The sequence below is a fragment of the Methanosarcina sp. genome (genome assembly GCF_028693135.1).
Lineage (GTDB): Archaea > Halobacteriota > Methanosarcinia > Methanosarcinales > Methanosarcinaceae > Methanosarcina.
In genome coordinates this window covers 1-23,227 of the sequence record NZ_JAQUVZ010000055.1, presented here as the reverse complement: position 1 = coordinate 23,227, position 23,227 = coordinate 1, and the positions used below count along the sequence as shown (strand labels likewise).

At 42.3% G+C, this 23,227-nt stretch carries 20 protein-coding genes; 4 read left to right on the top strand and 16 right to left on the bottom strand.

Annotation, left to right across the window (positions count from 1 at the left end; translation table 11 throughout):
- The 14 genes from PHF18_RS16120 to PHF18_RS16055 all read right to left on the bottom strand — a co-directional run.
- A partial coding sequence (locus PHF18_RS16120) for an adenylate kinase family protein (protein WP_300104570.1) occupies nucleotides 1-436 on the bottom strand: 436 nt, incomplete at its 3' end.
- Nucleotides 437-541: 105 nt separating this feature from the next.
- Nucleotides 542-2,803 carry a PEP/pyruvate-binding domain-containing protein gene (locus PHF18_RS16115; RefSeq protein WP_300104576.1) on the bottom strand — a complete coding sequence of 754 codons (2,262 nt, stop codon included), beginning with the start codon at nucleotides 2,801-2,803 and terminating at the stop codon, nucleotides 542-544.
- Nucleotides 2,804-3,088: 285 nt separating this feature from the next.
- Nucleotides 3,089-3,505 carry a pyridoxamine 5'-phosphate oxidase family protein gene (locus tag PHF18_RS16110; protein ID WP_300104568.1) on the bottom strand — a complete coding sequence of 139 codons (417 nt, stop codon included), beginning with the start codon at nucleotides 3,503-3,505 and terminating at the stop codon, nucleotides 3,089-3,091.
- A 172-nt stretch (nucleotides 3,506-3,677) separates the two neighbouring features.
- Nucleotides 3,678-3,908 carry a cytochrome b5 domain-containing protein gene (locus PHF18_RS16105; RefSeq protein ID WP_300104566.1) on the bottom strand — a complete coding sequence of 77 codons (231 nt, stop codon included), beginning with the start codon at nucleotides 3,906-3,908 and terminating at the stop codon, nucleotides 3,678-3,680.
- A 126-nt stretch (nucleotides 3,909-4,034) separates the two neighbouring features.
- Entirely contained in the window at nucleotides 4,035-6,095 is a 2,061-nt protein-coding gene (locus tag PHF18_RS16100; RefSeq protein ID WP_367279210.1) for a thioredoxin domain-containing protein, read from the bottom strand.
- Nucleotides 6,096-6,148: 53 nt separating this feature from the next.
- A complete protein-coding gene (locus PHF18_RS16095; protein ID WP_300104565.1) occupies nucleotides 6,149-6,676 on the bottom strand; it encodes a rhodanese-like domain-containing protein in 528 nt (175 codons plus the stop codon).
- A gap of 494 nt (nucleotides 6,677-7,170) precedes the next feature.
- Nucleotides 7,171-8,091: a polyprenyl diphosphate synthase gene (gene uppS / locus PHF18_RS16090; protein ID WP_367279209.1), complete on the bottom strand. Its 921-nt coding sequence runs from the start codon at nucleotides 8,089-8,091 to the stop codon at nucleotides 7,171-7,173.
- Nucleotides 8,092-8,689: 598 nt separating this feature from the next.
- Nucleotides 8,690-9,673, bottom strand: coding sequence for a DUF5305 family protein (locus PHF18_RS16085; RefSeq protein ID WP_300104564.1), 984 nt, complete (start codon nucleotides 9,671-9,673; stop codon nucleotides 8,690-8,692).
- Between the two features lie 267 nt (nucleotides 9,674-9,940).
- Complete coding sequence (locus PHF18_RS16080; RefSeq protein WP_300104562.1) at nucleotides 9,941-11,050, bottom strand: signal peptidase I; 1,110 nt, start codon at nucleotides 11,048-11,050, stop codon at nucleotides 9,941-9,943.
- Nucleotides 11,051-11,074: 24 nt separating this feature from the next.
- Nucleotides 11,075-14,818: a PKD domain-containing protein gene (locus PHF18_RS16075; RefSeq protein WP_300104561.1), complete on the bottom strand. Its 3,744-nt coding sequence runs from the start codon at nucleotides 14,816-14,818 to the stop codon at nucleotides 11,075-11,077.
- 749 nt (nucleotides 14,819-15,567) lie between these two features.
- Nucleotides 15,568-16,053, bottom strand: a complete 486-nt coding sequence (locus PHF18_RS16070) for a signal peptidase I (protein ID WP_300104560.1) — start codon at nucleotides 16,051-16,053, stop codon at nucleotides 15,568-15,570.
- Between the two features lie 477 nt (nucleotides 16,054-16,530).
- Nucleotides 16,531-16,890, bottom strand: coding sequence for a hypothetical protein (locus PHF18_RS16065; RefSeq protein WP_300104559.1), 360 nt, complete (start codon nucleotides 16,888-16,890; stop codon nucleotides 16,531-16,533).
- 66 nt (nucleotides 16,891-16,956) lie between these two features.
- On the bottom strand, nucleotides 16,957-17,589 hold the full coding sequence (locus PHF18_RS16060) for a TasA family protein (protein ID WP_300104558.1): 633 nt from the start codon (nucleotides 17,587-17,589) through the stop codon (nucleotides 16,957-16,959).
- Between the two features lie 64 nt (nucleotides 17,590-17,653).
- The gene (locus tag PHF18_RS16055) at nucleotides 17,654-18,208 is read right to left on the bottom strand and encodes a SipW-dependent-type signal peptide-containing protein (RefSeq protein ID WP_300104557.1); all 555 of its coding nucleotides are present in this window, start codon (nucleotides 18,206-18,208) and stop codon (nucleotides 17,654-17,656) included.
- Nucleotides 18,209-18,549: 341 nt separating this feature from the next.
- Here PHF18_RS16055 and PHF18_RS16050 point away from each other — a divergent pair, with 341 nt between their 5' ends.
- Nucleotides 18,550-18,687 carry a hypothetical protein gene (locus tag PHF18_RS16050; RefSeq protein WP_300104556.1) on the top strand — a complete coding sequence of 46 codons (138 nt, stop codon included), beginning with the start codon at nucleotides 18,550-18,552 and terminating at the stop codon, nucleotides 18,685-18,687.
- Nucleotides 18,688-18,773: 86 nt separating this feature from the next.
- Here the strand turns inward: PHF18_RS16050 and PHF18_RS16045 are convergent, their stop codons facing one another.
- Entirely contained in the window at nucleotides 18,774-19,319 is a 546-nt protein-coding gene (locus PHF18_RS16045) for a hypothetical protein (protein WP_300104554.1), read from the bottom strand.
- Nucleotides 19,320-19,888: 569 nt separating this feature from the next.
- Nucleotides 19,889-20,158 (bottom strand): DUF2551 domain-containing protein, encoded by a 270-nt coding sequence (locus PHF18_RS16040; protein WP_300104553.1) that lies wholly within the window; start codon nucleotides 20,156-20,158, stop codon nucleotides 19,889-19,891.
- A 1,363-nt stretch (nucleotides 20,159-21,521) separates the two neighbouring features.
- On the opposite strand from PHF18_RS16040, the gene PHF18_RS16035 reads away from it, so the two are divergent.
- From PHF18_RS16035 to PHF18_RS16025, 3 genes are all read left to right on the top strand, one after another.
- Nucleotides 21,522-22,184 (top strand): hypothetical protein, encoded by a 663-nt coding sequence (locus tag PHF18_RS16035; protein WP_300104551.1) that lies wholly within the window; start codon nucleotides 21,522-21,524, stop codon nucleotides 22,182-22,184.
- A gap of 330 nt (nucleotides 22,185-22,514) precedes the next feature.
- A complete protein-coding gene (locus PHF18_RS16030) occupies nucleotides 22,515-22,760 on the top strand; it encodes an acyl carrier protein (RefSeq protein ID WP_300104550.1) in 246 nt (81 codons plus the stop codon).
- Between the two features lie 5 nt (nucleotides 22,761-22,765).
- Nucleotides 22,766-23,227, top strand: a 462-nt coding sequence (locus PHF18_RS16025) for an AMP-binding protein (protein WP_300104548.1), incomplete at its 3' end; no start/stop codon positions are given.

Below are 23,227 nucleotides of genomic sequence, written 5' to 3'. Positions count from 1 at the left end.
CGGTTGTATTTACCTCAAAAACTTTTTCGCACCATTCAAAAGCTTCCGCCAGGATCAAATCGATTGATTCGGCTTCTGCGTTTTCGTTTACCTTTTCTTCGGAATACCCGCGCTTCTCAAGCCTTTTTTTCAGTTCCGGCGGGTATGCCCTCAGTACGATAATAATATCTGCAATATAGTGAGCAAGGTGGCTTTCAAGAATTACCACTTTGTTTACAGACTCTCTTTCCATTTCATCAGTAAGCTCAAGAAGGCGGCTTCGGATAAGTTCCATATCCGCGACTACTGAATCCCTTTTTTCATCAACCTCAGTGTAGAGGTGTTCTTCTTTAATCAGGTCATTAAGGTAGATTACCTTCCACTGCCTTCTTTTTTCGAGAAGCTTGCTTACCGAGGTTTTTCCCGTACCCGGCGTGCCTGTGAGTCCTATGAGCATGGAGAGGGAGATAAGGGTTTATCGCAGTTATACTTAATGCCGATTGAAATTGGCTGGTCTCCCTGCCTGCGAGATGGCGAAGTAAGGATCTTTTTCGGAATTTTTTTATTCCCGCCTCTTCAGTACCGTGACGATCCCCAGGTATCCGTCCACTGCGAGGTAGTCTCCGTTTTTTATGAGTCCTGTTGCATCCGGGACGCCGGTAACGCAGGGAATCCCATATTCTCGTGCAATGATTGCCCCATGGATCAGCATCCCTCCTCTGCGCTCCACAATTGCAGAACACAGGGGCACGATAAAAGTCATATTGGGGTCTACGGCGTCGCAGACAAGGACTTCCCCTGCTTTAAGGTTAAAAAGGTCTGGTTCTTTCAGGATAACCCTTGCAAATCCTTCGGCTACTCCTCGCCCGGAAGGGTTTCCCAGAAGCTGCCTTGGCTTTACCTTTTCCCGGAAGATTTTTGACTTTTGCGGCTGTTTTTTCCATTCAGGGCTATAAGAAGGGTCTCGAAGAGTTTTTGTAAGCTCTGCTGTGAGTTTTGGGGCAGAAAAAGCCTGAACTTCCGGAAGCCAGGCTTCTCCAGAACCTCTTTCAATTACCCTTTTTCTGCCTTCAAAAAACGCCCTTTTGAGTTCAGCCTCTATTTTCCCGAGATAGATATTGTCGTCATCCCTGAGGCGGTAGCTTGCACGACCAAGGTCGAGCAGTTCGGCTGCACACTTCTTATTTTTGTCTTCGAAGCCGGATAAAAATTTTTCTTTCAGGTGCTGTATCTGGTCACTGCCTTTTTTTTCTTCATGCACGGGAACCGGGGGATGGAGAGCCATCTCAAGGAGCAGCCTGTAAAGGCCTTTTTTTGCCCCGGGGCTTTCAGAATAGCTTCCTCCGTATCTGGAGATCAAAGAGTTAAGTTCTTCTTTAAATTCAGTTACGGCTTTTCTCTCAGTTTCAATTTCAGGTCTTTCTTTAAACTCAGTTCTATTTGTATCTGAATGTCGGTTATTTGTATCTGAATATCTTGTTTCCCCCGCAAGGCTGGTCCCTGGCTCATACCTGCTCTCTTTTTCCGGGATAGTTTCCTCAGCCTCAATCTGCTCCTTTGTCGCCTTCATGAGTTCCGGGCTCTTTCGGAGTTTTTCGGAAATCTCCTCAAGTTTCCGGTTCCGTTCGAGGCTTAACATTTCAGTTCCGGAAAGGAGGTCTGCAAACTCATAGGGATCTTCCGGGTTTAAGGTTTCATTGTAGACTTTCCCAAAAAGGCGGGCTCCGTGAGCAAAAGGTATGAACTCCTCCCAGTAAATCTCATACCACTTCCTGTAGATTTCAGCCCTTCTTTCTATTTCTCCCGCAAGGGCAGAATCTGGCAGTTTTTCAATCTTTTCTTTTTCCAGAACCCGGGCTTCTGCCTGCATGGCAGGGATGTATTTTTCCTCTATGGCTTTCCTGAGCTCTTTGAGGTTCTCGAAACTTCTCCTGAGGCTCAGGTACCAGCGCCTCTTTTCATCCCTGTCTTCCTGCTGGAGGGTGGTTATCGGTCTTGCCTGGAGAATATAAAGGGTTGAGCCCCTGAAGGTCCATTCTATATCCTGGGGGGTTCCGAACAGGTTTTCTGTTTTTCGGACCAGTTCAAAGACTTCCAGAACCTCAGCAGGGGTTAGAGGCGGGTTTTTTTGAAAAATTTCAGGGAGGGCTTTAAGTTCCGTACCCTCTTCTCCTGAAAACACCGCTTTTTCCCGTTCAGCTGGCATGTATGTTTTTATGCTTCCTGTCTTTCTGGCAAGGGCCCAGTGGTCAGGTTCCACAGTCCCGTCAACAAGCCCCCTGTTAAGCCCGTACACAGCTTCGATAACGGCTTCGGACTCGTTATCCGGATTTTCCCCAAAAGCAACTCCGGATACTCTGCCTTCTATCATTTCCTGGACCAGCACAGCCATTGCACTGCTGAGAATATCAAGCCCCATTTCTTTTCGGTACAGGAGAGCCGCATCCGACCAGAGGGAAGCCCAGACAAGGCGGAGGTGCCGCAGGATAGCCCGGGCTCCACGAATATTGACATATGAGGCATGCACCCCTGCAAAAGAGGTCTTTGCGCTGTCTTCCCCGGGGGCAGAAGATCTGACTGCAACTGCTTTTTCTTCAAAATAACTGGAAAACTCCACTTCCAGTTCCTTTTCCATTTCCCCGGGAAAGGGGGTTCGGATGAACATATGCTTAATTTTTTCCGAAATGTCCCAGAGTTCTTCCCAGCGCATCTCTTCAAAAGGCTTTCGGCTAAGTTCAAGGAGGATTCTGCCTCTGAGCCCTGTCCTGTCAACATATGTCTCGTAGGCTTCAGTGCAGATGCAAACACCTGCAGGGGCAGTTATCCCCTCCCTGTGCAGGGTCCCGAGGACAGAAGCTTTTCCTCCGCAGACTTTTCCGGTATTTTCCCGGATCTCTTCGATAGGTATGAGCCATTTTCCCGTAGTTTGCCTCCCAGGGTTTGAGTTTTACTTAATTCTGCCCTCCCCATATCTGGCTGGATACCTTTTCTGTATTCCTTGTATTCCTTATTTGCCCGGGCAAAAAGGGGATCTTGTTCCCTGAAAAACTAAAAATCTCAGACCTGAATAAAAAAGGTCTGATTATAAATAGGTCTGATTATAAATATATCAAACCGAAACTTCTACAACATGCTGGAAACGGGTAACTACAATGTACTTTTCTATTCTGATTTTCAGAAAAGCATTTGTAGGAGATTTCAGAAAGTCCGTAAGGTACGGGTGCTTCATCAAATAGATTTTTTCCATTATACTGCGTTCGAAATCTTCTATAGGTTCAACCCTTCCCAGGGCTGTTACTGCCATTGCGTCCCGGAAATCTTCTATCGTATTTTTTCGGTTATCAATCAATATGGAAACCTCAGGGTTTGCCAGCAGGTTTGAGTACTTTCTGGTCGCCCTGGTAGTTGAAAAAAGAAGATACGTAAGCTTCTCATTCGCGGCAAAGGCAACCAGGCTTACATAAGGTGCAGTTCCGTTTTGAGTCGCCAGAACGGCAAGGGGTTGTGAATCAAAAAACTTCTTCAACCGTCTGAGACATTCTTCTTTTTCAAGTCCTATTTTTTCTAGAGAAGTCCCCTCTGCTCCCTCTTCCGGTTCGTGGGGAATAGCTGATGCGATTTCGTCTTTTACAGTAACAGCTCCTTAGCTCAAGATATTGGGTTTTATTTAAATAGTATATATACTCCCAATGAACAGGTTATTTCTTAAGAGTTCCTACAACAGGATAATCCTTAACTACCTCAGAGCCGTGAGGGGCTTCATCCATAGTTTCTGTAAGGTCCTTTCCTGAATCATGGAGCCCCTGATGAGTTCCGTCTTCCCACAGATAACTGTCTGATACATCGTATACCTGGCCTTCATATGCAATGTAAACCTTGCCGTTCTTCCCGTTGTACTCTGAAAGTTCTTCAAGTGTGTATTCTTTCATTCTCTATATCCTCCATTTCTTTGACTTTGCAATACATAATCTGAGTTTTTACAATCCAGCTTGAAGCCTGTATCTAGCTTGAAGCCTGTATCCATCCTGAAGCCTGTATCCAGCTGAGTGCGAAACTCAAACATTCAGCATCTTTAACATATCGCTGGTTTCGGTGGTAGGAAGCTTGCATGCATGGTTCTGGCAGACGTATGCAGTTGTCTTTCCCTCAATTGGGAGCTGTTCTTTTGTATATTTTGCAAGGTCTGCAATTTCTGGATTTTCTCCTGCGGGCCTGAAAACCAGCACTTTATTAGGTACGAAGTAGCTCCAGAGCTCTTCGAGCATATGTACCGTATCCGGAGACTCGCGCTTTCCTGAAATAATTACTTCATATGAAGATCCCAGCCTGAAATCAAGGGCAGACAGAAACTGAGTGTACCCTGAAGGCGCTTTCCTGATCAGCTTTGAAAATGCGCGTTCGAGCCTGTCAGCAGTTTCCTCGAGCTCAGGTTCTGCAATTATCCTGGAAAGGCGCAGAAGATTCGACATTTCAACTGAGTTTCCGGATGGTATTGCTGAATCTGCAAACTCCTTTTTTCTGAAGATAAGGGATTCACTATCATTGGCTGTGAAATAGAGCCCCCCGGAAGCCGAGTCCCAGAAATGTTCAAACAACTCCCTGTTCAGGGAAACGGCTGCTTTGAGGTGCCTCACCTGGAACCCTGCCTCATAAAGTTCCAGGAGCCCATGTGTCAGGAAGGCGTAGTCATCGGAAGTTCCGGAAATTCCTGCAGCTCCATCCCTGTAACGATGAAGTAACCTGTTGCCGGGGCTGTAAAGGGTTTCCATAATAAAATCTGCGGCTTTTTCTGCGGCTTTCAGATACTTTTGTTCCCCGAAAACCTGGAAACCTTTTGCAAAAGCTGCAATCATAAGCCCGTTCCAGTCGGTCAGGATCTTGTCATCCATTGAAGGTCTTATGCGTTCGTATCTGGCTGCAAGGAGTTTCTCTCTGGCCCTTCTTACCCGGTTTTCCACTTCTTCTACGGGAATCTTAAGTTCGGCTGCAAGGGAACCTGGAGAGCGGGCCATGTAGAAGAGGTTTGTTCCGGTTTCCCTGCCTCTTATTTCTTCTTCAAAGTTGCCTCCCTCCTTCAAATTGAACATTTCAATTATCAATTCGGAATCCTCAGGGCCAAGGACGCTCCGGACCTCTTCTATGGTCCACAGGTAGTACTTTCCTTCTTCCCCTTCAACATCTGCATCCTCCCCGCAGTAAAACCCGCCTTCCGGAGATGTCAGGTCCCTCAGAACGTAATCAAGGATACCCTCTGCTGTTTCTTTATACAGGTCTTTTCCTGTAACCTGATAGGCTTCAGTGTATGCAATTGCGGTAAGAGCCTGGTCGTATAACATTTTCTCAAAGTGAGGCAGAAGCCACATGTTGTCCGTGGAATAACGATGAAAACCCGAGCCCAGCTGGTCATAGATTCCTCCACTGCGCATATTGTCCAGGGTATGTTCTACCATATGGAGGGCTTCAGGGTTTCCGCTGCTTTTCCAGTAACGGAGCAAAAAGGAAAGTTTGTGCGGAGTCGGGAACTTTGGAGCCCCTCCAAAGCCTCCATATTCGGTATCAAATGACTCCAGCAGTTCTTCATAAGCTTCTTTGATTATCTCTTTCTCAAGTCCTTCCCCTGCAGACTCTATAATCATGTTCTGGATGGTAGATGTAATCTTTTCAGCTGAATCAAGTACATCTTCATGTTGCTGGTTCCAGATTTCTTTTATCCTGGGCACCAGTTCCAGCATTCCTGTCTGGTTGAAGCGTGATTTTTTCGGAATATAGGTGCCTGCAAAAAAGGGTTTCTTATCCGGAGTAATAATGATATTAAGAGGCCAGCCCCCTCTTCCAAGAATAATCTGGCAGACAGTCATGTAAATGTTGTCAATATCCGGTCGCTCCTCTCGGTCCACTTTTATGGAAACAAAAGCTTCGTTCATGAGTCTTGCAACCTCTTCATCCTCAAAAGACTCATGCGCCATCACATGGCACCAGTGGCAGGTCGAGTACCCGACTGAGAGAAAAACAGGCTTGTTTTCTTTTCTGGCTTTCTCAAAAGCCTCTTCTCCCCAGGGATACCAGTCCACAGGATTATAGGCGTGTTGTAGAAGATAAGGGCTCTTTTCGTTAATCAGGCGGTTAGGTTTTCTTTGTTCTTTTCCCAGTACAATCCCTCCTGTTTTTCCTATGCTTTCAGATCTCTCCAGGCAATAATGCCTCCTCTCAGGATCTTTACTTTCTCAAAGCCATTTCGGGTAAGAATCTCAGCAGCTCTTCCCGCCCGTATGTCGGAACGGCATACGACTATTATTTCCCTGTCTCTTACATTTTTAAGCTCCGAAATCCTGTTTTCCAGGCTTCCAACAGGGATATTTACCGAGTTTTCAAGATGCCCCAGTTTTCCGGAAAGTTCACTTTCCTCTCTGACATCAAGGATAAGAATAGGAGCTCCGGACTCCAGCTCCTTCTGCAGTTCAGAGGCTGAGATAGTTTCCTTGTTCAGGTCCACCCCTTTCCGAGATGTAGCTTTTCCTTCATCTGAACTGCCGGTCTCGATAGCCTCTCTGGAAGCTTGAGAACTATGGGCGCCGGAGTCTTTAAAAATCTTTTTTATCCAGTTTACAGGATAGGCAGATATAGCATCATCCGGTTCTCTGACCTTTAAAATACATGCTCTGCAGGAGTAAGGGTTTAATCCTCTACAAGTGCCCATTATAATTCCCCGTATCTAAATCAGTAAATACAAAATATTTGATCCTTTTCTGGATAACCTTTCCGGATAGCTTTATTCCGGCAATATATTTTGTATTTTTTGGATCCGCAATAAGTTCTCAGGGTTATTTGATAGCCTCGGGAACTGAAAAATTAGGTATGGCCAAACTTTCCCCAATTCACATAGTCGTCACCGGAATATCAATATATCGGTACTTTTAAGGGTTGTTTTAGGGATTGTTTTTCCGGCAGTTTTCAGGGCAGGAAGAAATTTTGGAATGACAGGAAAATGGGATCTATGAGTATAAAAAAGATAAAAAAAGATAAAAAAATTTTTTGTGATTATGGAACTTACAGGTTAACAGAGACTAATTGTTCATTTTATTAAGCAGGATACCCCTTTCTCGGTGCAAAGTAGCAGGGAGAGGTAATCGACTCCATTCAGGTATCCTGTTTTCTACAGACTTAAAATATCTCTGGATACTCTCTGCTTTTTTACTGGCAGAAGCTATCCGAGTTCTTCACTTTTTCCCCGCATTTTCCTATTCTAAGGAAATTTATAACTTTTGAGGCACGGTCTGAGTGTTCCCATTTTTTTTCGTCTTTTCGGGCCTGATACACTCTGATCGAGCGAAGAAGATCTATTTTTCGGAATTCTGGCCAGAAAGGAGCGCAGAAATAAGTTGCACACTCGCTACCATTAGCTTGCCATGGCAGGAAGTTGGAAACTCTTTCATCTCCTCCGGTACGGACGATCAGGTCCACATTCGGGACGGACACTCCAGGAGCGGGGTAGAGGTGTTTTGAGATCAGGTTTTCATCCACGTCTTCAAGAGAAAGTTTTCCACTCGAAACGCATACTGCAATATCCCGGACTGCCTGTATTATGTCCTGTCTGCCCCCGTAAGCAATCGCCACGTTCAAATTGAATTTCCTGTGGTGTTCGGTGGCTTTCTCAATCTTTTCAATTGACTCATTCAGAAAAGCCGGTAGTCTTGTCCTGTCCCCTATTACCCTGACCTGCATCTCTTTTTCGTAGGTCCTTTTGTCGTCATAGAGCTTCAAAAATTTATCATTTATCAGGTTGAAGAGCCCATCAACTTCTTCTTCCGAACGGTGAAAATTCTCTGTAGAAAGAGCATAAAGGGTAAGTTGTTTCACTCCTATCTCATGACACCACTCAATGACATGTTCAGTGACTTCTGCTCCCATGGCGTGCCCGAAACTTCGAGCTTTTCCCAGCTGTCCTGCATATCTGCGGTTTCCGTCCATAATCACGGCTATGTGGTCAGGGATTTCAGAACTTAAAATTTCCTTTTCAAGCATCTGCTCATACTTCTGGTAGAACACGCTGAATGTCCGGTTTTTCATGAAGCGAAGCCCTGCCCTAAAGACTCCTGTATTCCACGGTACCATTTTTAAGCTAATAATCTGTTTTCCCCCTAAAATATATCGGTTCCAGGCTTGTCTATATGTGATCATTTACTATGTGAAATTCAGTATTCCCTCTAGTTCAGGATAATTAATATCTCTTTTGCTGGGAAAGCGTCTATGGAGAGTTTCTATTACCCCTATGAGAATACTCATAATAGAGGGAATTAATCTCTCACGGGAATTTCTCTCTTACTAAATTAATTTTAATTCATGAAATACTTTACTGATCTACTCTCAAAGAGAAATACTTTACTGATCTACTCTCAAAGAGAAATACCAAATCATTTTTTTCTGGAATTTTTTCTGGATTTCCTGATCATATGCAGTTAGAGGATATCCATGGGAACCGGGTATAATCAGAAAGGGGATTAGTTCGAAGGGAGTTGGAGGGGAAAGAGTTTATGCGGGAAATAACGGGAAAAGGTTGAGGAAAAATTCCCGCAAAGAAAAATAAGAGGGAAATCGAAGTCTTCTGCAGTATTCCAGATTTGATAACAAAGAAATAAAGAAGACTGAGATAAAGGATAGTTTCATAACAATAACTTTCCAACTAAAATCCCAGCATCGATCCTGAATTATTTTAACATTCTTCTTCTGAAGGTGCATCGAAGAAAATATACAATGCACCATTATGAATTATGAAATATTCTCCAGATCCTGCATCATGGATTACCCTTTCATTCATATCAGCAGCAGCATCTACGAGGTCCTCGAGTGAAGAAATCTCAACCTTCAGAAGAGAATTCCTGTTTTCGGGAATTTTACCCCCGCTGATGAATTCTTTAAAAGGTGATTTTTTACTTTCTTTTTCCAGTTTTTCGATGTATTCCGGATCAACTTTACTCATTTTCCTTACAGGAATAAACGCTCCCACCAGGACTGTACTTAACAGGAACAGGAGCAGAGGAAATTTGATCGTTGATATTGAAGGGTCTTTTTTAACCTTTACATTTTTATACGTGTCTTCGCTGAATCCCAATTCTGCAGGCATCTGATAGTATGTAGAAACGATGTTGACAGGTATAGCAAAATTTTTAGTACCTTTAACATTCTCCCCATTTATTTGTCCTTCATAGTTGATGGTAGTAACAATTTCTATCGTCGGGTCCGAGGAATAGTTCAGCTGATCCTGCACCGCTTTGGCTTTTAATTGGGTTTCAGGCACGTCAAGGGTAAAATCAGAGGTAAGAGTATCTCCATTTTTCATTTTAACAGTTTTTGAATCGCCAACCTGGAATTTCTTCTGCCAGAATATTTTCTGCTCTTCTCCGGACCCTTCCTTGCCGCTTGCCACAATCATCGTCTCAGCCTCCACGTTGAGGTCAGCAGAATCTGCAGCTTCAATGCCGTATACGAAGGAAACGTCCAGGGTAGGAGACACGGAAAAGAAGTACGCTGGCTTTCCCATTTCAAGCCTGGTTCCTTCCGGGTAGAGGGGGTTTAGCTCCGTTACAGAGGCTGAATAGGTATAATTGCCGCGCTGCGTATAGGAAGTAACCTTCTCTTCTTCATATGACGCCCCTGAATATTCCTCATACATCCAGAACCCGGAAAAAACCAGCATCAATAAGAATACAAAGGTAAATATTTTCGCCTTGTCTATTAAGATGTTTTTAAGTTTAAGAAAAATAGTTTCCAGTGTATCAACCCCTCTGACTCTGTTTTTATTTCATGTGCTATACAGCGGTATTCCCTCAATAACAATTGATATTTTTCCAGACACTCACACACTTTCATTATTTCGCCTTTATTTTTTAGTCTCAAGTTTAAAGGGAGAGTTTTTTCCTTCTATAAGGCATCACAGGATGCTGTTAAAGGTGCCTCTTTAAGTTCAGACCAGATGGAGGGTCCTTTTCCACTGTGCAACCAGACGACGGAATTTTATTCTCCTCTTCTTTCTGCCAATAACCGATTTCCTGTACCACAGGGGAATCAGAAGCAGCGCAGGAAGGAATGTATAGAGCCCAACTTCTGCAAGAGCGGGAAGATAGGGGTTTATTTCCGCAAGTGAAATTATCCAGAAGACCGGCAGAATATAAGGGACCGTACTGATCGCTGCAGGCGTATTTTCAGGGGCAATAACCTTAGTTTCATTAATCTGGGTCCAGGTAGACGGAGCAATCACTCCTTCTGGAACATCAGCCTGATTCTCATAAGCCTGAGTCTCATTAGCCGGGGTAAGCACGCCATACCAGAAATGGATATCCATTCTTTTCCCGTAGTCATCAGGCGTTATAACATATACGCGGGAAAGAGATCCGGGATTCTTTATTGTGCTTTCCTTTCCAAGGACTACAGACCCGTTTTCCCCAAGGTTGTGCGCCACTACACCTGTAAAAATAAGCCCGCTTATAAGAATAAACGTTGCCAGCCTTTTTCCTCTAACTGCATAAGAAGTTCTCCTGGCAATCTTTTTTCGTTCCCGTTCTACTTTTCTGGCGCGGGCTGGATTGCTGTACAGAATCAAGTTCCTTATTTCATCGAGAATGAGCAGACCTGCAGGCAGTATAACTGTAAATAGAAAAATATTTTTATTATGTTTTAACATATCGGGCAGATACCCTACAAAAGGGAGTACAAAAACTAATTTTCCAACAACATCTGAAGCCTGAACTACAAACATATCTTCTGCGTTGTTTGCGTCTCCTTTCGTATGGAAAATACGTTTTTCTCCTTCTTCTATGGAAATGATTCGGTGTGTGATTAAGGTGTCAGGTCTGCCGCCCGGGTCACGGAAAACCATGACGTCCCCTGCCACAAGTTCATTTGGTCCGACCGATCTTGAAATGACCATATCTCCAGGCAGCATCACCGGAACCATGCTCCCGCTCAACACTATCAGAGGTTTTTCTGAGCCTGTAAAGAATGGAATTAAGGCATTTGCCAGAAACACCGCAATGAGCAGGACAATTGCCGCCTGAAGAATCTCTTTTTTCTTCATGTTTTTCATTTCCGCGCTGGAATTTCAATTTCCGGAATCATCTACAGAACTTTCATTCCCTGAGCTATCTACGGGGTTTTCATTGACGGAAATCTGGCCTGTTTTCGTACTCTGACCATCCGCATTGGCTGCTGTCAGGGAAACGGTATAGTTTCCTGCTGCGGAGTAGGTGTGTGCTGGGTGCTGCTCGGGAGAACTGGCTCCGTCTCCAAAGTCCCAGTTCCATTCTTCTGCATTTTCCGAGAGGTCTGTAAACTTTACAGTCAGGGGGGCATTCCCGGATGTGATATTGCTGGTGAAGTCCGCTACTGGAGGGACTGGCTGCGCTGGCTGTTCCAAAACCGTTATTACTGCAAGTTTTGAATCCGTACCGTTTGCATTGGTTGCGGTCAGGGAAACGGTATAGTTCCCTGCTGCAGAGTAGGTGTGCGCTGGTTTCTGCTCAGGAGAACTGGTTCCATCTCCAAAGTCCCAGTTCCATTCTTCTGCGTTTTTCGAGAGGTCGGTAAACTGCACCGTTAGGGGTGCATTCCCGGATGTGACATTGCTGGTGAAGTCCGCTACTGGAAGGACTGGTGGCTCCAATACTTTTATTGTGTTAATTTTTGAATCCGTACCGTTTTTATTGGCTGCTGTCAGGGAAACGGTATAGTTTCCTGCTGTGGAGTAGGTGTGCGCTGGATTCTGTTCTGGAGAAACAGCTCCGTCTCCGAAGTCCCAGTTCCATTCTTCTGCATTTACCGAGAGGTCTGTAAACTGCACAGTCAGGGGTGAATTCCCGGATGTGACATTGGTGGTGAAGTCCGCTACTGGAAGGACTGGCGGCTCCAATACTTTTATTGTGTTAATTTTTGAATCCGTACCGTTTTTATTGGCTGCTGTCAGGGAAACGGTATAGTTTCCTGCTGTGGAGTAGGTGTGCGCTGGATTCTGTTCAGGAGAAACAGCCCCGTCTCCGAAGTCCCAGTTCCATTCTTCTGCGTTTTTCGAGAGGTCGGTAAACTGCACAGTCAGGGGTGCATTCCCGGATGTGACATTGGTGGTGAAGTTTGCAGCGGGAAGCACTGGCTCCAGGACAGTTATTGCTGCAAATGTTGAATTCGTACCGTTTGCATTGCTTACTGTAAGCGTTGCTGCGTACTTTCCTGCTCCAGAGTAAGTGTGCGCTGGATTCTGTTCAGGAGAAACAGCCCCGTCTCCAAAGTCCCAGTTCCATGAGTTGGGAGAGCCTGAGCTGCTGTCAGTAAACGCTACATTCAGCGGGGCTGTTCCGGAAACAGGGGATGCGGAAAATGAAGCTAGAGGAACTGTGACGGAAGGAGTTACTTTCAGGCTGATTTTTGCGATGGTATCAGGGACTCCGTTTGCACCGAGATTTTCGCCTGTAACTTCATCTGTAAGCCCTTTCTTTGAATCTAGAACAAAGCTTAACACTTCTACTTTTGTCCCGTCAGGAGTAACATAGAACGATGAGCCAGGTGCTTTATCTAAAGATGAGCCTCCTTCAGCACTGCCAGTTATATCAGTGCCTGCAGGCTGTACAGAAAAAGCCCCTGTACCGCCGTTGGAATTGTAAACCGCTACCTGAGGGGAGACCGAGACTCCGTCAAAGAAGAGCACTGCACCATAATTTTCATTTTCTGGATAAAATCCGTCGGCTACAAGGGAAAAATTATTGATCCCAAGTTGCAGGGGTATGGATATTTTCCCAAGAGGGCTGATTGAAGAGGGCTGATTGAAGAAGATTCCATTTTCATCCCTGACGCCTATCTGCCCGAATGAGTCTTCAGGGTTTGCCGTAAAAGCTCCTGAGTTTGTTGTAGCGCCAGTTGAGTTTTCACCATCCAGTGTTAAATCGGTCAGTTTAATGGAGGAAGCTATTCCCACTTTTATATAGCCGGTTCTTGTTTCTGTATCCGTTCCAGCCGTATTGTTTACCGTAAGCGTTACGGTGTAGGTTCCTGCTGCTGAGTAAGTGTGTGCCGGGTTCTGCTCAGAAGAAACGGAGCCGTCTCCGAAGTCCCATTTCCAGCCTGTTGCATTTTCCGAGAGGTCTGTAAACTGCACCGAAAAGGGAACCGAACCCCTTGTTATGCTGCTGGTGAAGCCGGCAACCGGAGGAAGTACCACTTCCGGTTGTTCCAGAACCGTTATTGTATCCGTTTTTGAATTAGTACCGTTTTCATTGCGTGCGGTCAGGGAAACGGTATAGGTCCCTGCTTCAGAATAAGTATGAGCCGGTTTCTGCTCGGGAGAACTGGCTCCGTCTCCAAAGTCCCAGTTCCATTCTTCTGCATTTTCCGAGAGGTCTGTAAACTGCACAGTCAGGGGGGCATTCCCGGATGTGATATTGCTGGTGAAGTCCGCTACAGGAAGGACTGGCTGCTCTGGTTGTTCCAAAACCGTTATTACTGTAATTTTTGAATCCGTACCAATTGCATTGGCTGCGGTCAGGGTAACGGTATAGTTTCCTGCTTCAGAATAAGTGTGCGCTGGATTCTGTTCAGGAGAAACAGCCCCGTCTCCGAAGTCCCAGTTCCATTCTTCTGCGTTTTTCGAGAGGTCTGTAAACTGCACAGTCAGGGGTGCATTCCCGGATGTGACATTACTGCTGAAGTTTGCAACCGGAAACACCGGCTCCAGGACTGTTATTGCTGCAAAAGTCGAATTCGTACCTTTTGCATTGCTTACTGTAAGCGTTGCTGTGTTATTTCCTGCTGCAGAGTAAGTATGCACGGGATTTTGCTCGGGGGAAGTAAAACCATCTCCAAATTCCCATTCCCATTCTGCTGCGTTTTCCGAGAGGTCGGTAAACTGCACTGTCAGGGGAGCATTTCCCTCGGTGACATTATTGCTGAAGCCGGCAACAGGAGGAAGTACCACTTCCGGTTGTTCCAGAACTGTTATTGTATCTGTTTTTGAATCCGTACCGTTTTCATTGGTTGCGGTCAGGGTAACGGTATAGGTCCCTGCTGTAAAATAAGTGTTCACTGGATTCTGCTCGGAAGAACTGGCTTCGTCTCCAAAGTCCCATTCCCATCCTGTTGCATTTTCCGAGAGGTCGGTAAACTGCACCGTCAGGGGAGCGTTCCCGGATGTGGCGCTACTGATGAAGCTTGCTTCAGGGAGGACTCCCTCGACTTCCTCATCTTTATCCGAACTTCCAGACCCGCCTCCGGAACCTGACCCGGTTCCCAGATCCAGGCTACCTGTGTTGTTACTGGCTTCTTCCAGGGAAACAGTCCTGTTCAGGTCAGAGGTATTGGTCAGGTCAGAGGTATTGGTCAGGTTAGCAGAATCGGTAAGGTTAGCAGAATCGGTAAGGTTAACAGAATCGGTAAGATTAGTGATATTGGTCAGGTTAGTGACATTTGTCAGATCATTGATATTGGTCAGGTTAGTGATATTGGTAAGGTTAAAGGTCTCGTTTTCTATTGCAGAGTAATTATCCGTTAGATTGTCTGTTGAACTTTCATTATCCGAAGAATTTTCATTCAGGAAAGTAATGAAAGTGGTTATTGAATTCTGATCCCCTATTGCACCTTCAGTGGTTCTCTGGAGGTTTTCGCCATCTCCAAGAAGGTTGAATTCAGAGAGCCCTACGAGGCTGGCTTCGGTGTCCCAGATGCCTGCGATGATCTCAGCACTCGTGTGTTCGGTATCACTGAAAGAAGCAGAAGTACCTGTAAATAAGGGGAAATTACTGCATGTGAAGATAAGAGAGAACGACACCAATCCCAAAAGTAATATTTTATTGAACGCCCTCATTTTTGATCCACCACCAATGGTTGCTGTTTTAAATCCCGAAAAACCCCAGCTGTTTAATTCACATATTATTCATAACGTCTAATATGCCTGAATCTGTGCTTCAAATACCCAGGTCTTGAGATCCCAAATATCTAAATTTTGATTTCCAGTGAGATATGCACATCCCGCCTTCAGATTCCGAGCTCTGTCCGGGATGGAGAAATAAACCTGACGGCAGGGTTATTTTGATGTCTATACCCCAAAATCCCAAAAAACGGGTTATTCATACAGCAAATTAGCTCAAAAGTGCCCGGTAGGGAATGTAAGATATATGCGGTTGTGGGGGAAGCTGCTGAAAACCTTAATCATGAAGATCTCAGTACGTTTTTTCATGCATAGGGAATTTGTTTATCTTATCACACTCGATCAATAACTCCCATAAATATTCATAAATGGGTACATATAAATGGTATATAAATTAATTGGAATTAATATTTCCCAATTAATAATTATTTAAAAAAGTTTGGGTAATTAAAAGGAAAAATCAGAGATCTTTTTTTGAGAAAACCTCTCTAAAATTTTTATTTAAATTATTTACTTATAATATATTAATATGTAGAATAAGAAATCCGGATTTTCTACAAATAATTAGCTAAAATTTTTCCGGAGTATTTGCCTTCTGGCTTTCTGCCGCAGGCAAGCTTAAAAAACAGGTGCAGAAAAGCCCGTGAGTTCAAATATGAAAGCGAATAATCGAATGAGGCAAGCTCTCATTTTTGTTTTTTCATGAGCCCGATAATCTCACGCACTTCCTGAAAGATCAGTATAAGCGCAGGTAAGATCACAAGTGTTAAAAGTCCTTTTATAGTTCCTGCAAAATGAACGAGTGCCCCGATGTATGGAATCTTGAAAAACATAACCCCCATCACGTCTTCGGGAGCAACGATGAAACCGTCAGGTTTGGAGTATGCGTCCCCCTGCGTAACATACTCCCCATCTACCACTTTTACCACTCTGTGTGTGACTATGAAGCTCTGATTTTCATTAAATATGTGGCGAAAAGACATAATGTCCCCAACCTCAGGCTGCGTTTCTGCAGTATTGACCACAACTATATCGCTTTCCGTTATTGTGGGCTCCATACTGCTCCCCGTCACAGTCATGAATTTGACCGGGCCTGTTGGGACCATAGTGCAGATAATTGGAAGGCCTATAATGATCAGCAGCACTAAGATAAATTTCTCTAGTTTTTTCATGTTTTATATCAACGGTTTTTAACAGCTTTTTTCTAAAAATAATTATGTGTGGCACCGTTCCTGCTCCAGACTATATTCAATATCAAATATGACACCTTCTCCCTGATTATTGTTTCCCACACTTCTATCAACACTTGTTTCAATTAATAGTTTGAGAATCCCCTTCAGAACCTTTTTTATCAAGCATCCCTAATGAAATGCTTCGGTTCTTTATCGCACCAACAAGACAGCTTACCAGTTGAGTTCCGTCAGGACGTGTAATCCGAAGATTTAAATTTGAAGCCAGATCCGATCTTCCATCGAGACCTGCGGTTTCCCTTAAGTTTGCAATTTTTATGGTCAGGATTCCAGGGGTTGAACCTGCATTTGAAAGAGTTACATAGGAATGATAAAAATATAATTTATAAATTTCAGTTTGGGAATTGGTCTATAGTCATTTCCCCCAATAACCATTCTTGGCAAAAAAACCTCTTGATATTATATTTGAATCATTCCATAGCGGTTCTCACCATATCCCGGGGCAATATTCACAGCTATAAAAAGGGTGGAGGCGGTATCAGCACCATTTACTTTTAGCTTCGGTTTTCCAGCTTTAATATTATCTGGAGTACATACAGAATAAACAAGTGTGTCTATGCATGGGATCTTAAAAAGCACACCTACCAGATCTTTATGAGCAGTGACGCAATTATTTTTGTCCCCGATTGTTATTGCAGGTCCCATACCGCTTTCTGTCACAGCCGTGAATTCACCTGAGCCTGTTGGAATCACAGCAAAGATAATAAGTATCACTTGAATGGAAATTAAAAATCGCATCATAATATTATTTATATTCATAAATATCAGTTTTTGATTTAAAAAATAATGCGAACATATATATGTTCACATTTTTTGAAATATACATTATTTTTGTTTCATAGTGAACGTCAAAGTTAAGTCACATTTATCTCCCTGACATTCGTTTGTGGCACTTTCGTCAAAGTAAGTATTCATTCCAAATACACAATATTTTTTTCCACCTACTGGAGGTGCTGGAAGCCCTTTTATTGTTTTGCCATCCAGATCTTCAAGATCCACGTAACCATTACCGTTGTCCTCAAAATCTGGGATTGCTGCTTTGAGAGCAGATGTTGGATTACCGTTTCCATCTACAAGCTTTATCTGGGAATTTCCAGGACTTGTGTACACCATGTATTTTATTTTTATATACTTACGAATGACACCGTCTGAAACAGTCTCATCTTTTTCAGTGCATTGGGTATTGAATAGAATCTCCACATTATCAGCAGGTATATTACCATTATTGTAAAGCTGCAAATTTCCACCTATATATTCTGAGACACCTGGAGCCATATTCTCCATATGCCATTCTGTGGAGATATCCTCGTCAGTATCATGCATGTAAAGTATTAGTTTTCCTGCTTCGAGAGTGTTACCTTGGGAGGTAGTTGCACTTTTGAATTGAGCGAGAGTACCAGATACTGCCAAAAGAATAACCAGGGTGATGTATATAACTGTACTAAGTCTCTTTTTCATAAATTACCCACCCCAAAAAAATTTATGAAATGGATTTCTTAAATCCATTTCAGAATCTTAGTTATTATTCAACTGGCTCTTGAAACTGGCTTCCAACGAAAGTGATGTCCACGTTGTTGCTTGCACCCTGACATGAGTCGGGAGCATCTTCCAGGAAAGTGCAACCGAATACAACACTTGCATCAGTACCAATAGGTAGTGTCACTGGGACTATAATAATAGACGGGTTAGAAAGATCAGTAAGTAAATCATTAACCTCTACTGTTACTGCCTCTCCGTCAGCTGGAGTGATAGTTACATTATCTACATTGATATAAGTGCTGATAGGTTTGTCTGTATCGCCATCAATAGCGGTTAAATTTAGAGCTATCTGTCTTATGGCATCAGGACTAGCCTCATCATTTGCAATGGTAATTGCTGGACTAGTGAGGAATGACTGGCTAGGGTAAATATTTTCTTGCGCAAAAGTAGTAGATGTCGAAATTGACATTTGACCAGCCGTAAAAGTGTTATCATCACTTGTAGCTATAGCTGTGAACTGTGCCCAAGTTCCGGCACCTGCTACAACAGCAACAGTGCCGATAATGAGTATACTTAAAAGCATTTTCTTGTTAAGCATTATTTAAACCTCTTTCAAATACCTGTTTTCTAAATACCTATTCCAATTTTGATCGTAATTCACTCGTTTTGCTATGGGATCACTGGAAATGAAGTATGAACCTGATGGGGTTCAACATAGGAAATATTCCAGCTTTCACTCCCTTAATTCAGCAAATCTGAGCTACTCCTTCCTATGGATCGTTTTAAGATAGTTATTGGCGAGTTAACTGAAATTTCGGGCGGGTAATTGAAGGTTAACACTATCATAAGACGTTGTGGATTTGAGGGGTAGTAACAAACAATTAATGAGGCGGGATAAGGAGTAACGGGATATTTTCGAGTTTTTTTGAAGGTACTCTATTGATTTTTATATTCAGATCCAAATCTTTTATATATAATTTCAGAAGAGGGGCACGGGTGAGGAAGAGGAGAGGTGCAGGCTGGCTGCCGCAGGAGGGGGATGGAAAATTTGAGAAAAACGTGGATTTAAGGGATTAACGCCAGCTTAATGGAAGATTACCGCTATCAGGTGACTGTGGGAAATTTTCCTGAAAAAAAGAGGGAATAAGGAGCAAAATGGGAGTTCACTCTTCGAGTTTGCGGACGTGGCGCGTGTGGGCTATTGAGGAAGCCATGAAGAGCCCGCTTGTAAAGAGCATCCACTGGGAGCTTGTGACCCATTCGAAGAGCCCGGCATAGATTGTGACACTGCCGACGACGGCGAGGGCGCTCAGGCCCAGGTAGAAATGGCTCCACGGCATATCGCCCTTCTTGACGGTCTCCATGTAGATGTCAAAGTTGCGGGACGCGGGGAGAAGGTCTACGCTGTCGTGTTCCCGGTCGTAGATGATGACGCCCAGGTTTTCCATTTTGGGGATGTGGGTCTGGAGCAGGGAGACGTATATGCTTTTTCTGACTGTGCTCTTTGGGTCGGCTTCGCCGGACTCCAGGCGGGCTATTTCTTCAGAAAGTGAACGTATGCTCTGGTTTCCCTGGCTGCGGAGGATTTCCAGGACGCATCTTCGCCTGTCGTTCTGGAGGACTCCGAAAATATCGCTTTTTGATAACTGTACTTGCTGGTTCTGGAGATCTGCTTTGATTTCCAGAGAACTGTTTCCTGTCTCACTCATCGTATCCCTCTATAATATAGGTTAAACTATCCAAATGCGGCATGTTCTCAGAAATCAGGATTTGTGCTTTATTCTGGAGCTTGTCCAGGAATAATTCACTCTTGAATCAAGAGTTTCCACTCTTGAGAATCAGGGTTTTCAGAAATGCTTCCTGATCAGAAGCTCGATCGCTTACTCAAAATATGAGGTCTAAAGAAGCAAATTCTGAGTTATGGGATAAGCTCTTTAGTAAATAGTAAATCCTGTTTTTCCGAATACTCTAATTGAGGGGTTGATCAGAGCAGTATTCTAATTAGTGGGGGGGTTTTTGAATGGGATTTTTATAATAGTCTTACAAATAATAGTCGTGCGCACAAATATTTCACTCACACAGACTATTAAGAAAAAAAGAATGTTATATAAAAATCTGTCTATTTAATTTTTCACACAAATAATTAAAGACAGTTAAGAGGATTTCGAAAACTTTCGATAGAGGTTATTTATTCTCGTTTGAAATAAACGCCCGGACTTAGGGAGCTTATTCAAACCTCTTAAAACTAGAACTTAATACAGCTTTCAAACATCAAAAATCAATAGTTCTCAAGAACAGAGCCGACAATGTTCTTGTAACTATCTTTCAGGGAATACACGTTGTGGTCGCCGGTGACATTTATGCTCAGGATACCGAGCCTTGTATTCATAAGCCCGACCATGGCTGACACTCCCCGGTAACTTACCTCGAATCTTCCTTTATCAAGGTAGTCATAAACTTCACCGGTGGTGAACTTGTCTCCGGTCAGGAAGAGGTTGAGCACAACCTTGCGTATCCCGTTTTCATCCCTGCCGAGATACTTTATCAATCTCGCTCTTACTCTTTCTTCCGCAGTCTGCAGTTTCGGACACCTCAGTTTTAATGATAATTTGAGTTATATTCTTTTATTTGAGTTATATTCTTTAAATACGTTATTCATCCCATTCTGTTGTTATTTCTAAACAGATGTTACCCTTACGTAGGGGTGCTAAGAATCGAATACCCTATATCCTTATCGTTTATATATTTTAGGATTACTTTTTTTTAAATATTTATATTGAAGTATATTACGGATATACAGATATGTTATGTGGATCCCCCGATCAATTTAGAAAAGGATGATATCTCATAATTTTTATCTCTCTAACCTTCAGCCTAACAACAACAGGAATGTAGTGAAGGTTAACTGTCAGTTACTATACTGAAATAGTGCCCTGCTTGAAGATTCTAGTATTGCAGAATAAGATCTTATGTATAAGTAGTTTACAGTAGAAATTTGTGGAAAGAATTTTGAACTAATGCTGTCAATTCAGCCTGCAAGCAGGAAGACGACAGGGGATAATTAGAAAAAGGAAAATTGAAAGTATAAATCACGGACTAAGTTATCTGGTAATCACGGACTAAGTTATCTGGTTTAAATTACCTGAGTAAGTAACCTGAGTTTTATTCATCTATTCAGGATGTCTGAGGACCTCGTAAATTCTATTTTTCAAACATATTCAATTCTCATTATTAAATTTCAAAATATACTTCTGGGAGTTTTTTTCTTTCCCCGGGAAGTGCTTGATCTTTCCATACCATTTTCTTTGAAAACTCCCATTTTTATAACAATTCTTATATTATATACAATATTTATATATTAATTTTTAAAAAAATAGTCCTAATTTTTAAAAAAAATATAATTTGTGATGCCCACAAATTCATCAGAGTTTGGAGAATTTGAGATAATTTGCCCTGACTTATCAGGTCTTTTTTTGTTTCTTTCTTCTTCTTTTCAGGGGCTTTCTTCTGTCGTTCAAAATAAATTCTGCCATGACACCTGCGCCGTTTCAGATCAGGGTTATGAATTAAGGTTGGTGGAAAAATAACAAATAAAAATCAACGTGTATCTAATAACAATTGACGAGTATAATATAAAAATTGATGGGCAATAAATACAAATTGACTGGTAACAAATAAAAATTGATGGGTAAAGATTGGCTTATTAAGAATAGAATACAAAAATAATATATATATAGAGTAAATTCCTATGTTTTTTGATCCTGGGGGAATAACTACCACCGAACTCAGGATTTTTGGTTGAAAGAAAATCGAAATTCCTTTTATATTTTGTCACCAGTTGTAAATATAGGTTTTTATATACAGTCAATTGTAGTAAATATACTGTGAGCTGCATGTGTACTGAGAATTTTATGACACTCTCTTCAGTTTCTCTGGGGAATATACCCCAGTTATGGGAACAAAACGATGTTCTTATCTTTCTTATTGATCTGGATAATTATGACACACTGAGTGTGGAATGTCTCAACAGCATCGAAAGTGAACAGCTGGATAAACTTCAAACAATATATTTCAAAAAAAGATATATTGTCTCCAGAACAGTTTTGAAACATGTTCTATGCCATCTCCTTAACAAAAGTTTGGCTTTGGAGATCTCTACTTATAAAGATGAGTGTGGAAAAGTCCATATACTCAACCATAAAGAGTTTCACATCTGCATATCCTACTCTGAAAATGTTGTAACCCTTGCAATATCAAAAGTTGAGATTGGTATTGATGTCGAAATTAAAAGACCGCTGGAACTAAAAAATACTTTGAAATACTTTCAAAAAACATCTTCATGCGCCGATAAATCGGGTGTTGAAGCCGACATTTTGAAGATGTGGACTATGAAAGAAGCTTATTGTAAGTTTTCTAATAAAAACATGTTTTCCATTTTCAGTAAAGAGCCGGATTTTAATAATATCTGTTATTCAAGCTATGTATTAGACAATAAATACATCTTTTCTGTCATTACTGATTCGGGTCCACATACTATTAATATAAGTCACCTTGAGAAAATCAATTATAGTTGAGGCAAAAATGTTTGATAAAGTCGCTAAAAAAGCATAAGATATCAAGGAATAATCCTTTTTAACTTCTTAAAACAACTTCATTATTTCTCTTCAACTTCATTATTTCTCTTCAACTTTTGCATTTATATGTATGTGTTTAAATCGATTGCCATAACCTTATACGTTCAAAAGCTATTGAATTTCTTTTTTCCAATGAGTTTTCCAGCAATAATTAGTTTCAAATTATTTATATAGTTGTATTACATAATTACCTGTGGGGTTTTCAACTACTATATACAAAATATGTTACGTGAGACTAATAATCTAATTTGAGTAAAGGGGTATGATTGAATGGAACAGATAAAGAATGGCATAATTGATTATTTGAAGGACAATTCGTTCATGGAGCGGGGGACTCTTCTTGGAGATAGTGACTCTCTCACCCAGAACGGCATCATAGATTCTATCGGTTTACTCGAATTGATAGACTATATTAGTGAAACATATTCTATCGAAATTCCTGAAGATATGCTGACACCGGAGAATTTCGATTCTCTACAGGGGATCACTGACCTGATAACCATACTGGTGAAGTGAAGGGCATGATTATTGATGCTTATATCACTGAACACGCCAGAAAAACTCCTCACCAAACTGCCCTTGAAGATGGTAAAAATTCCATTTCTTACAGCTGCCTTGATGAGGATATAAACATAATTGCCTCATCTCTGACTGACTTTGAGCACTGCAGATTTGCAATACTGGCTGAGTCCGGCATGCACTACATAAAGATACTTATGGCAGTATACCGGTCAGGCAACATTGCAATACCCCTGCCAATCGAATTGCCAGGGTTGAGCCTTGAACGAATTCTTGATGCGGCATGCATTAATAATATAATTGCAACGAAAAAACAGTACTTAAGGTTTGAAGATGGTTTTTTTGAGCGTTTTGGAACAGTAATCGTTGTTTCCAGCGATACTTCAGTAAAGATTCTTCGTAAGGAGATTAAAGCCGAAACAAATACCTCTGAAATGAGGCTGGTGCTTTATACATCAGGCACA

Bases quoted from the DNA above. Each gene is read 5' to 3' on its own strand.
- PHF18_RS16105 (WP_300104566.1), bottom strand. From the start codon at position 3,908: ATGAAAGAATACACACTTGAAGAACTTTCAGAGTACAACGGGAAGAAC.
- PHF18_RS16095 (WP_300104565.1), bottom strand. From the start codon at position 6,676: ATGGGCACTTGTAGAGGATTAAACCCTTACTCCTGCAGAGCATGTATT.
- uppS (WP_367279209.1), bottom strand. From the start codon at position 8,091: ATGGTACCGTGGAATACAGGAGTCTTTAGGGCAGGGCTTCGCTTCATG.
- PHF18_RS16085 (WP_300104564.1), bottom strand. From the start codon at position 9,673: ATGCTGGTTTTTTCCGGGTTCTGGATGTATGAGGAATATTCAGGGGCG.
- PHF18_RS16080 (WP_300104562.1), bottom strand. From the start codon at position 11,050: ATGAAGAAAAAAGAGATTCTTCAGGCGGCAATTGTCCTGCTCATTGCG.
- PHF18_RS16075 (WP_300104561.1), bottom strand. From the start codon at position 14,818: ATGAGGGCGTTCAATAAAATATTACTTTTGGGATTGGTGTCGTTCTCT.
- PHF18_RS16070 (WP_300104560.1), bottom strand. From the start codon at position 16,053: ATGAAAAAACTAGAGAAATTTATCTTAGTGCTGCTGATCATTATAGGC.
- PHF18_RS16065 (WP_300104559.1), bottom strand. From the start codon at position 16,890: ATGAATATAAATAATATTATGATGCGATTTTTAATTTCCATTCAAGTG.
- PHF18_RS16060 (WP_300104558.1), bottom strand. From the start codon at position 17,589: ATGAAAAAGAGACTTAGTACAGTTATATACATCACCCTGGTTATTCTT.
- PHF18_RS16055 (WP_300104557.1), bottom strand. From the start codon at position 18,208: ATGCTTAACAAGAAAATGCTTTTAAGTATACTCATTATCGGCACTGTT.
- PHF18_RS16045 (WP_300104554.1), bottom strand. From the start codon at position 19,319: ATGAGTGAGACAGGAAACAGTTCTCTGGAAATCAAAGCAGATCTCCAG.
- PHF18_RS16035 (WP_300104551.1), top strand. From the start codon at position 21,522: ATGACACTCTCTTCAGTTTCTCTGGGGAATATACCCCAGTTATGGGAA.
- PHF18_RS16030 (WP_300104550.1), top strand. From the start codon at position 22,515: ATGGAACAGATAAAGAATGGCATAATTGATTATTTGAAGGACAATTCG.